Raw genomic sequence first — 13,839 nt, forward strand, 5'->3', positions numbered from 1 at the left:
GCGCCCCCTGTAGGAGCGGCCTTGTGCCGCGAAAGGGCCGCACAGCGGCCCCGGCGATCTTGAGGTAGGCACACATCCTGGGGCCGCATTGCGGCCCATTCGCGGCACAAGGCCGCTCCTACAGGGAAACGATTCAGCCTGGATCCAATATGGCCCTTGATCTTCGAAATATTTCTCACAATTCACGGCTATTTCGGGTATAGTACGCGCCGGTCTTTTAGCGGACCTCAAAATCAGGTGGTGCAAATCCTCCGAATCCAGCTTCGGCTGCGCGTCCGCTAGGCGGACCTTCCCAAGACGTTCCTATTTCAATCGTTTTCGCAAATCCCCGCCGCCAAAGCTGCCTGGGTGACCGACTGGTCTTTCAAGGCATGTGCAGCTTTGGAGCATGGGTCTTTGCGGATGCACCTAGAGGCAGACCCATGACCCAGGAAACCGGCGGATTCGCCGCTCTCGAACTCAATCCGAACATCGTTGCTGCCGTCCTGGCCACCGGCTATGAAGAGCCGTCGGCCATCCAGCAACAGTCGATCCCGATCATCCTCGCCGGTCACGACATGATCGGCCAGGCGCAGACTGGCACCGGCAAGACCGCTGCCTTCGCCCTGCCGATCCTCAACAAGATCGACGTGAGCAAGCGCGAACCGCAAGCCCTGATCCTGGCGCCAACCCGTGAGTTGGCGCTGCAAGTAGCCACCGCTTTCGAAACCTACGCCAAGCAGATGCCGGGCGTTAACGTGGTGGCCGTGTACGGTGGTGCCCCGATGGGCCCACAGCTGCGTGCCATTCGCAATGGCGCACAGATCGTCGTCGCCACCCCGGGCCGCCTGTGCGACCACCTGCGCCGCGACGAGAAAGTCCTGTCCACCGTCCAGTACCTGGTACTCGACGAAGCCGACGAGATGCTCAAGCTGGGCTTCATGGATGACCTCGAAGTGATCTTCGACGCCATCCCTGCCACCCGCCAGACCGTGCTGTTCTCCGCCACCCTGCCGGCCTCGATCCGTGCCATCGCCGAGCGCCACCTGCGCGAGCCGAAGCACGTCAAGATCCAGAGCAAGACCCAGACCGTGACCGCGATCGAGCAGGCCCACCTGATGGTCCACGCCGACCAGAAGATCCCGGCCGTGCTGCGCCTGCTGGAAGTGGAAGAGTTCGACGCGCTGATCGCCTTCGTGCGCACCAAGCAAGCCACCCTGGACCTGGCCGCCGCCCTGGAAGCCAAAGGCTACAAGGCTGCCGCGCTGAACGGCGACATTGCCCAGAACCAGCGTGAGCGCGTGATCGACTCGCTCAAGGACGGCCGCCTGGACATCGTCGTCGCCACCGACGTCGCTGCCCGTGGTCTGGACGTACCGCGCATCACCCACGTGTTCAACGTCGACATGCCGTACGATCCGGAGTCCTACGTGCACCGTATCGGCCGTACCGGCCGTGCCGGTCGCGATGGCCGCGCGCTGCTGCTGGTCACCCCGCGTGAGCGTCGCATGCTGCAGGTGATCGAGCGTGTCACCGGTCAGAAAGTCGCCGAAGCCCGCCTGCCTAACCCGCAAGCCGTGCTGGATGCGCGCATCAAGAAGCTGACCAAGAGCCTGGCGCCGCTGGTGGCCGAATCCGAGGCCAGCCACGGCGAGCTGTTCGACCGCCTGACCGCCGACCTGGGTTGCAGTGCCCGTGCCCTGGCCTCGGCCCTGCTGCGCAAGGCCACCAACGGTCAGGCGCTGGACCTGGCTTCGGTGGAGCGCGAGCAGCCGCTGGTACCGACCTACAGCCCGCGTGAGCGCACTGAGCGTACCGAGCGTGGCGAGCGTCCGGACCGTGGTGACCGCGAGCGCCGCGCGCCGATGCCGCTGGCCGAAGGCCGCGTGCGTTGCCGTACCGCCCTGGGTGCCCGTGACGGCATCGCCGCCAAGAACCTGCTGGGCGCGATCCTCAACGAGGGTGGCCTGGCGCGTGACGCCATCGGTCGTATCCAGGTGCGTGACAGCTTCAGCCTGGTCGAGCTGCCGGAAGACGGTCTCGAGCGCCTGCTGACCAAGCTCAAGGACACCCGCGTGGCCGGCAAGCAGCTGAAGCTGCGCCGTTACCGCGAAGACTGATCCTGGCGCTGCAATAAAAAATCCCCGGCTTTTTGGTCGGGGATTTTTTTTGCCTGTCCCGGCCTCTTCGCGGGTAAACCCGCTCCCCCAGGTATCGCGCTGTACCTGTGGGAGCGGGTTTACCCGCGAAGAGGCCCGTCAGTCGAACCGATAGATATCCATCCCCAGCGCCCCCAGCGTAAACCCCTGGTGCACAATGCCAAACCGCCCACCAGCCCCCATGGCAAAGAACAACGGCAACAGATGCTCATCACTGGGATGGTTACGCAGCGCAAACGGCGCCTGCCGCCGATAATCCACCAGCGCCGCCTCATCCCCAGCGTTCAACCGCTCCACCACCCAGTCACGAAACGCCAGCGCCCAGGGCTCGACCGCATCCGGCCCGGCATGCCAGTCCAGCTCGCCCAGGTTGTGGGTGATGCTGCCCGAGCCGATCAGCAGGATGCCTTCCTCGCGCAGTGTCGACAGCGCCCGGCCAACCTTCAGTTGCAGATCAGGGCCGGCCTGGCTGGGCAGCGACACCTGAACCACCGGAATATCCGCCTCGGGATACATCAGTGAAAGCGGCACCCAGGCACCATGGTCGAAGGGCCGCTGCGAGTCCAGCTGCGCGCCCAGGCGCTCGGCGATCCGCTGGGCCAGTTCCGGCGCGCCGGGCGCGGGGTATTGCACGGCATACAGCGCCGGCGGAAAACCATGGAAGTCATGCCAGGTCTGCGGCTGAGCGTTGCCCATCACCAGCAGCTCGCGGCTTTCCCAGTGCGCCGACACCACCACGATCGCCTTCGGCCGGGGCAGGGCACGGGCCAGCGCGGCCAGGGCCGGGCCACTGGCACCGGGTTGCAGGGCGAGCATGGGCGATCCGTGGGAGATGAACAGGTTGGGCAGCATGGCGGGGTCCTGGCAGGTAAGATGCTGCCATCTTCGATCAGCCTTCGATCGAGATCCAATATAAGTTTTCACAGGCTTTTATCGAAAAACCGGGAGGAATCATGGAGCCAGCGTTCTGGCACAAGCGGTGGGCGGACAACCAGATCGGCTTTCACCAATCCCAGGTGAACCCGTACCTGCAGGCGCACTGGCCGACCTTGGGGCTGGCCCCGGGCGCGCGGGTGTTGGTGCCGCTGTGTGGCAAGAGCCTGGACCTGCTCTGGCTGGCCGCCCAGGGTTATCGGGTGCTGGGGGTGGAGCTGTCGCGCAGGGCGGTGGCGGACTTCTTCACCGAACATGGCCTGGTGGCGCAGATTGCCCGGCACGGTGCCTTCGAGGTGTGGCGCAGCGACGAGGTGGAGCTGTGGTGCGGGGATGTGTTTGCCCTGTGCGCCGAGGATCTGGCGGACTGCGCGGGGGTATATGACCGGGCGGCGCTGATCGCCTTGCCGGTGGCAATGCGCGAGCGCTACATGGCGTTGTTGGGTGAGCAGTTGCCGGCGGCCTGTCGCGGGCTGTTGGTGACCCTGGATTACGACCAGGGATTGATCGACGGGCCGCCGTTTTCGGTGCCGGACGCCGAAGTGCGGGCAGGGTTTGCCGGGTGGTGGGTCGATGAGGTCGAGGCGCGGGAGATTTTGGACGAGAGCCCGAAGTTTCTGAAGGCCGGTGTTGAAAGCCTGCTTGAGCGAGTCTACAGCGTTCGGCGCTAAGCTGGCTTCAACCCTGTAGGAGCGGCCTTGTGCCGCGAAAGGGCTGCGCAGCAGCCCCGGCGATTTTGCATGATGCCAAGATCCTGGGGCTGCTGCGCAGCCCTTTCGCGGCGCAAGGTGAACTGGTCAAGTAATTTTGGACACCGGTTAAGGTTCATGCCGCTGCCTTGAGCTTTTCCTCCATGGCTACTGGCGTTTCATAGCCGTTGTAGCTGTGGAGGCGCTTGAGGTTGTAGCGCATCAGATAAGCCTGGATATCCACTCGTGCCTGCGCTTCGGTCTCGTAACCCTCTGCCGGCACCCATTCTGATTTCAATGCTCCGAAGAATCGCTCCATGGCAGCGTTATCCCAGCATTGGCCTCGATGGCTCATGCTCTGGTTCAAGTTGTACTCATCGAGCGCGGCTCTGAATTTATGGCTGGTGTACTGACAGCCCTGGTCTGAATGAAACATTACGCCCGCCGGCCTACCCCGCGATTCAGCGGCCATGCGCAGGGCGTTACAAGCTAAGTTGGCATCTGCAATCATCGAGAATGCCCAACCCACTACGCGACGGGCATAGAGGTCAATCACGGCGGCTAGGTACAGCCAGCGCCTGCCAACCTGGATATAGGTCACATCGCCACACCAAACCTCATTGATCGCCGAAACCTTGAAATTGCGCTTCAGCTGATTCTCGGCGATCAACGCTTCTGCCCCTGATGACCGATAGCGGTGCGGCCTGCGCTGTTTGCACTTCAGGCCAGCTTCACGCATTAGCGCACGCACCTTGTATCGTCCTATTTCATGGCCTTCGTGCCGCAATTCCTGCGCCAGGGTTCGCGAGCCAGAAGCACTTCGCGATGCGTTGAAGTGCTTGATTACCAGCAGGCGTAGCGCATCTCTTGCCGGGTTTTCACGTCCTTGCCGTTTACGCCACGCATAGAAACTGCTGCGCTTAACCCCAAGCACGCGGCAGCAGTCGACAACAGGGTATTGCTCACTCAGCTCGTTGATCAGCGAGAACGATCTTTGGAGTCCCGAAGCAGGAGAGCACTGGCCTTTTTTAGGATTTCGATATCCCGATCCTTTTGCCGAACCAGCGCTTCGAGTTCTTCAATTCGTTGCTGCTCGGGTGTGATCGCTTTGGCTCCAGCCGGAACCTTACCGGCTCTCTCTTCACGCACCTGATCAACCCAGCGGCGAAGCGCGGTAGGGCCCAGCCCAAGGGCGGCACAGACCTCAGGAACTGACTGCCCACCGTCCAGCACCATTTCGGCAGCTTGGACTTTGTATTCTCTTGAATAAGATTTACGCACTGATTTTGCCTCCAATTGGGCGCCATCATAGCGCCCGATGAAGGTGTCCAAAATCATTAGGCCAGTTCAAGGCCGCTCCTACAGGGGAGGGCGACATGGCAATGAAAAAGGGCGACCGAAGTCGCCCTTTCTTGTTGCTGCCTGGATCAACCGCGACGGCGCAGCGCGTCGATGCGGTCTTCCAGCGGCGGGTGGCTCATCAGCAGGCCGGCCAGGCCATGCTTGAGGCCGCCATTGATGCCGAAGGCCTTCATGGTGTCGGGCATGTGCACCGGCAGGCCTTGTTCGGAGCGCAGGCGCTGCAGTGCGCCGATCATCGCGCCGGTACCGGCCAGGTGGGCGCCGGCTTCGTCGGCGCGGAATTCGCGGCGACGCGAGTACCACATGACGATGATGCTGGCGAGGATGCCCAGGACCAGCTCGGCGACGATGGTCGCGATGAAGTAGGCAATGCCGTGGCCTTCTTCGTTCTTGAAGATCACCCGGTCGACGAAGTTGCCGATGATGCGGGCGAAGAACATCACGAAGGTGTTCACCACGCCCTGCACCAGCGCCATGGTGACCATGTCGCCATTGGCCACGTGGCCGATCTCGTGGGCCAGCACCGCACGCACCTCATCGGGCGAGAAGCGCTCCAGCAGGCCCTGGGAGACGGCGACCAGCGCGTCGTTGCGGTTCCAGCCGGTGGCGAAGGCGTTGGCCTCGTAGGCCGGGAAGATACCCACCTCGGGCATCTTGATGCCGGCCTCGCGGGACAGTTCCTCGACGGTCTGCAACAGCCACTGTTCGTGACGGGTGCGGGGCTGGGTGATGATCTGGGTGCCGGTGGTCATCTTCGCCATCCACTTGGAGATGAACAGCGAGACGAGCGAGCCAGCGAAACCGAACACGGCGCAGAAGACCAGCAGCTGGCCGAGGTTGAGGTCAACCCCGTTGGCCGCCATGAACCCGTTGAAGCCGAACAGGCTCAGGGTAATGCTTGCAACCAGCACCACCGCGAGGTTGGTGGCTACAAACAACAGAATGCGCATCATGGTTGTTACGTTCTCCTGACGGATAAGTTCGTTGCGTACTGCGGGGTATATAAGGGGGAGGGCGCGGCTATTCAACCGGGCGACTATTTCAAACTGTGTACGCGAGGAGTATGGCAGAGGATGCCGGGCGTACCGTGGGATAGAGCGTTGCAGGATGTAAGAGGGATCGGGTCAACCCCTTCGCGGGTAAACCCGCTCCCACAGGTTCGGCGCCGAACCTGTGGGAGCGGGTTTACCCGCGAAAAGGCCATCAATCATTGCGAATAAGTGCGCAGGAAATTACCGATCCGGCCAATGGCCTGTTCCAGGTCATCCACCCGCGGCAGCGTCACCACGCGGAAGTGGTCCGGCCATGGCCAGTTGAACGCCGTGCCCTGGACGATCAGCAGCTTCTCCGACAGCAGCAGGTCGAGCACGAACTTCTCGTCGTTGAAGATCGGGCAGACCTTCGGGTCGATCTTCGGAAACGCGTACAGCGCGCCCATCGGCTTGACGCAGCTCACCCCGGGGATGGCATTGAGCAGCTCGTAGGTGCGGTTGCGCTGCTCCAGCAGGCGGCCCGGCGGCAGCACCAGGTCGTTGATGCTCTGGTAGCCGCCCAGCGCGGTCTGGATCGCGTGCTGGGCCGGCACGTTGGCGCACAGGCGCATGTTGGCCAGCATGTCGATGCCTTCGATGTAGCTCTGGGCGTGGTGCTTGGGCCCGGAGATGATCAGCCAGCCGGAGCGGAAGCCCGCCACCCGGTACGACTTGGACAGGCCGTTGAAGGTCAGGCACAGCAGGTCCGGGGCCAGCGACGCGGTGCTGATGTGCACGGCCTCGTCGTAGAGGATCTTGTCGTAGATCTCGTCGGAGAACACCACCAGGTTGTGCTGGCGCGCCAGCTCCAGCATGCCCAGCAGCAATTCCTTGGAATACACAGCGCCGGTCGGGTTGTTCGGGTTGATGATCACCAGGGCCTTGGTGTTCGGTGTGATCTTGGCCTTGATGTCGTCCAGGTCGGGGAACCAGTCGGCCTGCTCGTCGCACAGGTAGTGCACCGGCTTGCCGCCGGCCAGGCTCACCGCGGCGGTCCACAGCGGGTAGTCGGGAGCCGGGATCAGCACCTCGTCGCCGTTGTTGAGCAGCGCCTGCATCGACATCACGATCAGCTCGGACACACCGTTGCCCAGGTAGATGTCCTCGATGGTGACGCCTTCGATTTCCTTCTGCTGGCAGTACTGCATCACCGCCTTGCGCGCGCTGAACAGACCCTTGGAGTCGCTGTAGCCCTGGGCGGTGGGCAGGTTGCGGATCACGTCCTGGAGGATCTCGTCCGGCGCCTCGAAACCAAACGGCGCCGGGTTGCCGATGTTCAGCTTGAGGATGCGGTGGCCTTCCTCTTCCAGGCGTTTGGCGTGCTTGAGCACTGGGCCGCGAATGTCGTAGCAGACATTGGCGAGCTTGTTCGATTTGCTGAACTGCATGATGAGATCCCGAGTGAGAATACGCGCCGCCCTTGCTCGAAAGGTTTGAAAGGGCGGGAAGCGGGTGCCAGACTGGCTGCCTTGCACACGAAGCCAACTAATATACGTGCCACCCGCGCCAGGGAAAAGCCGGTGCGAGGTGAAATTCAGCCTGCCGAGGTCCCATCATGCAAAAGATCGACAAAACCCTGGACGAATGGCGCGCCATGCTCGATCCGGCCCAGTACCAGGTGTGCCGGCTCAAGGGCACCGAGCGGCCGTTCAGCGGCAAGTACAACAGCGAGCGCCGCGACGGCGTCTACCACTGCATCTGCTGTGACCTGCCGCTGTTCGACGCCAAGGCCAAGTTCGATTCCGGCTGCGGCTGGCCGAGCTTCTACGAGCCGATCGAAGAAGCCGCGATGATCGAGATCCGCGACACCTCCCACGGCATGATCCGCACCGAAGTCACCTGCGCGCAGTGTGATGCCCACCTGGGCCATGTATTTCCCGACGGCCCGCCGCCGACCGGGCTACGCTACTGCATCAACTCGGTGTGCCTGGACCTCAAGCCACGCGATTGACGGAGAGCGAACATGGCCGATGCGCTGCTGGACATCCCCTGCGTCACCCTCGGTGGCGAACAGAAAGTGCTGGGCGACTTCGCCGGCAAGGCGCTGCTGGTGGTCAACACCGCCAGCCAGTGCGGTTTCACCCCGCAATACAAGGGCCTCGAACGCCTGTGGCAGGAGTACCGCGACCAGGGCCTGGTGGTGCTGGGCTTCCCCTGCAACCAGTTCGGCAAGCAGGAGCCGGGCGACGCCCGGGAGATCGCGCAGTTCTGCGAGCTTAACTTCGGCGTGAGTTTCCCGCTGTTTCGCAAGGTCGAGGTCAACGGCCCCGGTGCCCACCCGCTGTTCGCCGAGCTCAAGCGCCGGGCGCCGGGCGTGCTGGGCACGCAGAAGATCAAGTGGAACTTCACCAAGTTCCTGGTCGACCCGCGCACCGGCAAGGTCAGCCGCTTTGCCCCGACCACCAAGCCCGAGGCGCTGAAGTCGGCGATCGAGCCGCTGCTCAACCGCTGACCGGCACCCAGTGCTCGATCAGCGCCAGCAGTTCCTCGCGGCGGAACGGCTTGGCCAGGTAGTCGTTCATGCCTGCGGCGCGGCAGCGCTCGCGCTCCTCGGGCATGGCGTTGGCGGTCAGCGCGACGATCGGCAGCTCCGGCCAGCGGCTGCTCTGGCGGATCCGTCGGCTGGCCTCGTAGCCATCCATCACCGGCATGTTGCAGTCCATCAGCACCAGGTCGAAGCTGTCCCGCTCCAGGCAGTCCAGGGCCTCCTGGCCGTGGGCAGCCACCTGCACCTGGCAGCCGAGCTTGCCCAGCATGCCCTTGGCCACCAGCTGGTTCACCGGGTTGTCCTCCACCAGCAGGATGCGCGCCCTCAGCTCCCTGGAGGCCGGTACCTCGTGGGGCAGTGGCGCGTTGGGCTCGCCCTGCAAGGTGCGGCGCAGGGTCTGGTACAAGGCATTGCGTGCCAGGGGGCGGGCCAGTTGCTGCAAGGGCGCCAGTTGCTCGGCCTGCTCGGTGGGCAGGAAGTTACCGTAGGCGGTCACCAGCAAGATCGGTGCCTCGATGGCCGGGCGCAGGTCGAGCACGTGGTCCAGGTCGTCGGTAATCAGCAGGTCGACAGCCGTGCCGGCCAGGTCCTTGGCATCCTCATGACGCACGTATTCCAGCCCCCAGCGCGGCAACAGCCCCTCCAGCAGCTCGGCCAGGCCACTGCCGGGGTTGCCCAGGGCCACCACCCGCCCGTTCAATGGCGCCGGCGGGATCGCCTCGGTGTGCGCCGGTAGCGGCAGGTCGGCGCTGAAGCGGCTGCCGAAGCCGGTTTCGGACTGGATATGCAGATGCCCCTGCATGGCCTTGCACAGGTTGCGGGTCAGGGCCAGGCCCAGGCCAGTGCCGCCGTACTGGCGAGTGATGCCGGCGCCGGCCTGGGTGAACGGCTGGAAGATCCGCGCCTGGGCCTCCTCGGGGATGCCGATGCCGGTGTCGCTCACCTCCAGGCGGATACCGCCGACGATGCTGCAAAGGCGCACGTCGACGCGGCCGAAACGGGTGAACTTGAGGGCGTTGGACAACAGGTTGCTGACGATCTGCCGCACCCGGGTCGGGTCGCCCAGCACCGTGCTGGGGAAGTCAGGGGCGACCAGGCAGGTCAGCTCGACGCTGGGCGCGGCGTTTTGCGACAGCAGGTTGGCGGTGTCCTCGACCATGGCGCCGAGGTCGAACGGAATGCGCTCGAGCTCCAGCTGGCCAGCGTCGAACTTCGACAGGTCGAGGATATCGTTGAGCAACTCCACCAGTACCTTGCCCGAGTCGTGGGCGATCGACAGCTGCTGGCGCTGCTCGGGCGCCAGGCCACTGTCCAGGGCCAGGGCGATCATGCCCAGCATGCCGTTGAGCGGGGTGCGGATCTCGTGGCTCATGTTGGCCAGGAAGGCGGCGCGGGCCTGGGCCATGTCCAGGGCGCGCTGGCGCGCCTCGTCCAGCTCCTGGTTGGACAGGCTCAGGCGGCTGTTGCTGGCCTTGAGCTCGGTGGTACGCGCCGAGACGATGTCCTCCAGCTCGTTGAGGTACTGGGTCAGACGGTTCTCGGCGGTGCGCCGCTGCTGGATCTCGGTGGCCATGCTGACGAACTGCTGGTTGGCGACCCGCACCAGCACGCCGATCTCGTCGTTCTCGTGGCCCTTGGGGCAGTCCACGCGGTTCTGCCTGGGCGTGCGCGCATCGTTGCCGCTGAGCGCGCCGATCACCGTCACCAGCGGCTTGGTCAGCATCAGGTAGAACAGCCCCAGGAGAATGCCGGTGAGCACCAGGCTGCGGGCAAAGCCGTTGACCAGGGTGACCCCGGCGCGGTCGAGGAAGCGCCCGCCGAAGGTGTAGGTGTCGACATCCAGGTAAAGGGTGCCGAGGTATTCGTCGGGCATGTGGGCGAGGAACAGTCGGTCCTGGAACTGGCGCTGCTCGCCGAACAGGAAGTCCGACAGCGGTCGGTAGCGGCTCTCCGTGCTGGGGCGCTGCACGTCGGCCAGCACGGTGTCGTTGTTGTCGATCAGCCGCGCGCGGATCAGCGCCGGCGATTTCAGCAGGCCGCCGGTCAGCTCCTGGGCCAGCTCCGTGTCGATGTTGTAGGCGATGCGCGAGGCCGTGTCGTGGCTGATCTTCAACAGTGCCTGAATTTCACGGTTGATGGACGCGTCTTCGCTGGCATAATCGATGCCGATCTGGATGAGACTGAGCAATGTTCCCAGGATGAAGCCGACCAGGACTGTCAACCGGGCTTGCTTGTATGACAGGCGATTGGTGAACTTGATATCCATGGGTCCCAAGCCGGTTACTTGCTCCGTGCGCTGCGCAAGCATAGCCGATCAGCCCTGGCTGCTGGCGGGTCTGTCGAACATTCAGCTTTTGTCCGTGCCGGCCCCTTCGCGGGTAAACCCGCTCCCACAGGGTCCACTGCCTGCTGTGGGAGCGGGTTTACCCGCGAAGGGGCCGGCACGGTACCGAAACCTGATTTGCAGGAGCCCTCATGGACACCCGCCTTACCGCTTTCCTAGACCGCGCAGAATCCGTCCTCGCCCGCCTCGAACCCCTGCTGCCGGCCCCGCGCTCGGACATCGACTGGACCCGCACCCTGGCCGCCCGCTGGCAACGCGACGGCCGCAGCGGCTACCTGATGCCCCTCGAAGTCAGCCTCGACATCCGCCTGTCCGACCTGATCGGCGTTGACCAGCAGCGTGAGCAGCTGGGCCGCAACACCCACCAGTTCATCAACGGCATGCCGGCCAACCACGCCCTGCTGTGGGGTTCGCGCGGCACCGGCAAGTCGTCGCTGGTGCGTGCGCTGTTGGCCGAGCATGCCGGCGCCGGCCTGCGCCTGATCGAAATCGAGCGCGACCACCTGGCCGACCTGCCGCGGGTGGTCGAGCAACTGCAAAAACTTGAACAACGCTTCATCCTGTTCTGCGACGACCTGTCGTTCGAAGCCGGGGAGGGTGACTACCGGGTGCTCAAGAGCGTGCTCGACGGCTCGCTGGAGCAAGCCCCGGACAACGTGCTGCTGTACGCCACCTCCAACCGCCGCCACCTGGTGCCGGAGAAGCAGAGCGACAACGAGAACTGGAAGATGGTCGACGGCGAGCTGCACCCCAACGAGGCGGTGGAGGACAAGATCGCCCTGTCCGACCGTTTCGGCCTGTGGCTGTCGTTCTACCCGTTCAGCCAGGAGCATTTCCTCAACGTGGTCGAGCACTGGATCGGCCAGCTGGCGCGCCCGGCCGGGCTGCAGTGGCAGCGCAGCGAAGCGCTCGACATCCTCGCCGTACGCTGGGCCACCGGCCGCGGCAACCGTAATGGCCGTTGTGCCTATCAGTTCGCCCGCTACTGGGTCGGGCTGCAATTGCTGGAGCAGAAATAAATGATCGACCTCAACGCCAGTGGCCAAGGCCTCGATGGCTACGACCTGCTGGCCGCGCAAGTGCAGGCGCTGTTCGCCGACGAGCGCGACTTCATCGCCAACGCCGCGCAGTTCTCGGCCTTTTTGTACAACCAGGTAGAGGACCTGAACTGGGCGGGCTTCTATATCAACCGTAACGAAGAACTGGTGCTCGGCCCGTTCCAGGGCCAGGTGGCCTGCGTGCGCATCCCCTTCAGCCGGGGCGTGTGCGGTGCCGCGGCGGCTACCCGCACGACCCAGCGGGTCGAGGATGTGCATGCGTTCCCCGGGCATATCGCCTGTGACAGCGCGTCCAACAGCGAGTTGGTGATCCCGTTGGTCAAGGCCGGCAGGCTGATCGGAGTGCTCGACCTGGACAGCCCGAAGCTGGCGCGCTTCAGCGAGGCCGACCAGGTGGGGCTGGAGCGGTTGGTCGAGGTGTTCCTCGAGTTGACCGATTGCTGAAATGAAGAAGGGGCCTGCGAAGGCCCCTTTCTTTATCAAGATCGCTGGGGGCTGCTTCGCAGCCCTTTTGCGGCACAAGGCCGCTCCTACAGGCAATCGCAACCCTCTGTAGGAGCGGCCTTGTGCCGCGATAGGGGCGCAAAGCGCCCCCCAGAATCCCGGTCAGTCGTAAATAACCTTCTTCTTCCAGGTCTCATCCTCATCAGTCTTGAGCCCCTGGGTCAGCGCATTCTGTTCGTTCTCCGCCGGCTCCATCTGGTCCAGCACCTGGGCGTTGGCCCGGTTCAGCAGTTTCTCAAGGTAAGTCAGCTGCTCTTCATACTGCTTGGGCTCAGGCTGCTTGCGCAGGTACTGCACGCCACGCTCGAACGCCAGGCGCGCCTGCCCCGGCTGGTTTTGCTGCAGGGCCTGCTGGCCGAGGTTGTTGAAGAACTCGATATGCAGCAACACCAGGATATGGCGGATCTCCTTGACCCAGTACTTGCCCTCGTTGGTCGCGAGGAACCCTTCCTGGGTGGCGCGCACGATCTGGTTGTGCAGCAGCTCCAGCAAAAAGCGCACATCCTTGGCCTTGACCTCGGTTTGGATCGGCGAGGGCGGGTTGCTGACCGGGATTCTCTCACCCTGGCCGATCAGCCCCTCCAGCTCGGCGATACGTGCCTTGAGGTCACCACTGTGCTTGTCCAGCGCCAGCTGGCGCTGGTTGAGGTTCAGTTCGAGGCGGGTCAACAGCAGCTTGAGCGCAGGCGTCATGAACTGCCCGGGGAAGGTCTCGGTGATTTCGCCGCAGCGGCGCAGGCGGTCGGCCAGCTCGACCTTGAGCCGTGCACGCTCGAGCTTGCCGTTCTCGACCACATTGTTGAGGTAGCCGATCACGATCAGCAGCGCGATACCCGCAACGATAAGCAGGGTGATCAGAAGTGGTGTCACCGTTAACGCCTCATGAAGAAGTTTTGCATCTATCGAGAGTGTAGTGAGTCCGCCCGAAAGCGAACAGTGCAGCCTGGCGGAACAGTCCGCGCTCCCTCATATCCGTTGGATATGCGTGGGAGCGGGCTTGCCCCGCGATGAACCCCTCAAGCCTTGCTCTATATATCGGCCCGTAATCCAAAACCTACAGATAGTGGCACATCGCTACGAGCTTGCCGAGCCAACGTCAGAAAAGCAACGCCAATCCCCGGACGCATCCTGCATCACTGTCCATGACGACGGGAAGTCATTGATTTAAATAAATTTCTACAAAGGGGTTGACGACCTTCCAAGGCATCCATAGAATGCGCGCCACTTGCAGCGTAAAGCACACAGCGAAACGCGGCAGGGAGTGAAAGCAAGCAGTACTTTAATAGGTAATG

The 13,839-nt window shown here is 63.6% G+C and carries 12 protein-coding genes and 1 pseudogene; 6 read left to right on the forward strand and 7 right to left on the reverse strand.

The genetic code is table 11. The annotated features are described in order from the left end of the window. Nucleotides 1-388 precede the first annotated feature (388 nt). Nucleotides 389-2,099, forward strand: a pseudogene (locus PRtIB026_RS10685) (DEAD/DEAH box helicase). Nucleotides 2,100-2,237: 138 nt separating this feature from the next. On the opposite strand, the gene PRtIB026_RS10690 reads toward PRtIB026_RS10685, so the two are convergent. After that, nucleotides 2,238-2,990, reverse strand: a complete 753-nt coding sequence (locus tag PRtIB026_RS10690) for a DODA-type extradiol aromatic ring-opening family dioxygenase (RefSeq protein ID WP_203647572.1) — start codon at nt 2,988-2,990, stop codon at nt 2,238-2,240. A 101-nt stretch (nt 2,991-3,091) separates the two neighbouring features. Between PRtIB026_RS10690 and PRtIB026_RS10695 the strand changes: the two genes are divergently transcribed. Continuing rightward, a complete protein-coding gene (locus PRtIB026_RS10695) occupies nt 3,092-3,742 on the forward strand; it encodes a thiopurine S-methyltransferase (RefSeq protein WP_203647571.1) in 651 nt (216 codons plus the stop codon). 154 nt (nt 3,743-3,896) lie between these two features. Here the strand turns inward: PRtIB026_RS10695 and PRtIB026_RS10700 are convergent, their stop codons facing one another. The 4 genes from PRtIB026_RS10700 to PRtIB026_RS10715 form a co-directional block, all read right to left on the reverse strand. After that, a complete protein-coding gene (locus tag PRtIB026_RS10700) occupies nt 3,897-4,742 on the reverse strand; it encodes an IS3 family transposase (protein ID WP_324256565.1) in 846 nt (281 codons plus the stop codon). Beyond that, nucleotides 4,739-5,098 (reverse strand): transposase, encoded by a 360-nt coding sequence (locus PRtIB026_RS10705; RefSeq protein WP_075043813.1) that lies wholly within the window; start codon nt 5,096-5,098, stop codon nt 4,739-4,741. Before PRtIB026_RS10705 ends, PRtIB026_RS10700 begins: the two co-directional genes overlap by 4 nt. Before the next feature lie 89 nt (nt 5,099-5,187). Next, the gene (gene htpX / locus PRtIB026_RS10710; RefSeq protein WP_038705666.1) at nt 5,188-6,075 is read right to left on the reverse strand and encodes a protease HtpX; all 888 of its coding nucleotides are present in this window, start codon (nt 6,073-6,075) and stop codon (nt 5,188-5,190) included. Nucleotides 6,076-6,329: 254 nt separating this feature from the next. Then, nucleotides 6,330-7,541, reverse strand: coding sequence for a pyridoxal phosphate-dependent aminotransferase (locus PRtIB026_RS10715; RefSeq protein WP_050704677.1), 1,212 nt, complete (start codon nt 7,539-7,541; stop codon nt 6,330-6,332). Between the two features lie 167 nt (nt 7,542-7,708). Here PRtIB026_RS10715 and msrB point away from each other — a divergent pair, with 167 nt between their 5' ends. Next, nucleotides 7,709-8,104: a peptide-methionine (R)-S-oxide reductase MsrB gene (msrB, locus tag PRtIB026_RS10720; protein ID WP_203647570.1), complete on the forward strand. Its 396-nt coding sequence runs from the start codon at nt 7,709-7,711 to the stop codon at nt 8,102-8,104. A gap of 12 nt (nt 8,105-8,116) precedes the next feature. Further along, a complete protein-coding gene (locus PRtIB026_RS10725) occupies nt 8,117-8,605 on the forward strand; it encodes a glutathione peroxidase (protein ID WP_203647569.1) in 489 nt (162 codons plus the stop codon). On the opposite strand, the gene PRtIB026_RS10730 is transcribed toward PRtIB026_RS10725, so the two are convergent. Then, the gene (locus PRtIB026_RS10730; protein WP_203647568.1) at nt 8,595-10,949 is read right to left on the reverse strand and encodes a response regulator; all 2,355 of its coding nucleotides are present in this window, start codon (nt 10,947-10,949) and stop codon (nt 8,595-8,597) included. The two genes, PRtIB026_RS10725 and PRtIB026_RS10730, sit on opposite strands and share 11 nt — an antisense overlap. 167 nt (nt 10,950-11,116) lie before the next feature. Here PRtIB026_RS10730 and PRtIB026_RS10735 point away from each other — a divergent pair, with 167 nt between their 5' ends. Next, the gene (locus tag PRtIB026_RS10735; protein ID WP_203647567.1) at nt 11,117-12,004 is read left to right on the forward strand and encodes an ATP-binding protein; all 888 of its coding nucleotides are present in this window, start codon (nt 11,117-11,119) and stop codon (nt 12,002-12,004) included. Beyond that, a complete protein-coding gene (locus PRtIB026_RS10740) occupies nt 12,005-12,487 on the forward strand; it encodes a GAF domain-containing protein (protein WP_203647566.1) in 483 nt (160 codons plus the stop codon). 162 nt (nt 12,488-12,649) lie between these two features. Here the strand turns inward: PRtIB026_RS10740 and PRtIB026_RS10745 are convergent, their stop codons facing one another. Then, nucleotides 12,650-13,417, reverse strand: a complete 768-nt coding sequence (locus PRtIB026_RS10745) for a hypothetical protein (RefSeq protein ID WP_050704683.1) — start codon at nt 13,415-13,417, stop codon at nt 12,650-12,652. Nucleotides 13,418-13,839: the final 422 nt, after the last annotated feature.

Source organism: Pseudomonas sp. RtIB026 (assembly GCF_016861355.2).
Lineage (GTDB): Bacteria > Pseudomonadota > Gammaproteobacteria > Pseudomonadales > Pseudomonadaceae > Aquipseudomonas > Aquipseudomonas peradeniyensis.

Excerpts from the sequence above, each read along its gene's own strand:
- PRtIB026_RS10690 (WP_203647572.1), bottom strand. The coding sequence starts at position 2,990 with ATGCTGCCCAACCTGTTCATCTCCCACGGATCGCCCATGCTCGCCCTG.
- PRtIB026_RS10695 (WP_203647571.1), top strand. The coding sequence starts at position 3,092 with ATGGAGCCAGCGTTCTGGCACAAGCGGTGGGCGGACAACCAGATCGGC.
- PRtIB026_RS10705 (WP_075043813.1), bottom strand. The coding sequence starts at position 5,098 with ATGATTTTGGACACCTTCATCGGGCGCTATGATGGCGCCCAATTGGAG.
- htpX (WP_038705666.1), bottom strand. The coding sequence starts at position 6,075 with ATGATGCGCATTCTGTTGTTTGTAGCCACCAACCTCGCGGTGGTGCTG.
- PRtIB026_RS10715 (WP_050704677.1), bottom strand. The coding sequence starts at position 7,541 with ATGCAGTTCAGCAAATCGAACAAGCTCGCCAATGTCTGCTACGACATT.
- msrB (WP_203647570.1), top strand. The coding sequence starts at position 7,709 with ATGCAAAAGATCGACAAAACCCTGGACGAATGGCGCGCCATGCTCGAT.
- PRtIB026_RS10725 (WP_203647569.1), top strand. The coding sequence starts at position 8,117 with ATGGCCGATGCGCTGCTGGACATCCCCTGCGTCACCCTCGGTGGCGAA.
- PRtIB026_RS10730 (WP_203647568.1), bottom strand. The coding sequence starts at position 10,949 with ATGCTTGCGCAGCGCACGGAGCAAGTAACCGGCTTGGGACCCATGGAT.
- PRtIB026_RS10735 (WP_203647567.1), top strand. The coding sequence starts at position 11,117 with ATGGACACCCGCCTTACCGCTTTCCTAGACCGCGCAGAATCCGTCCTC.
- PRtIB026_RS10740 (WP_203647566.1), top strand. The coding sequence starts at position 12,005 with ATGATCGACCTCAACGCCAGTGGCCAAGGCCTCGATGGCTACGACCTG.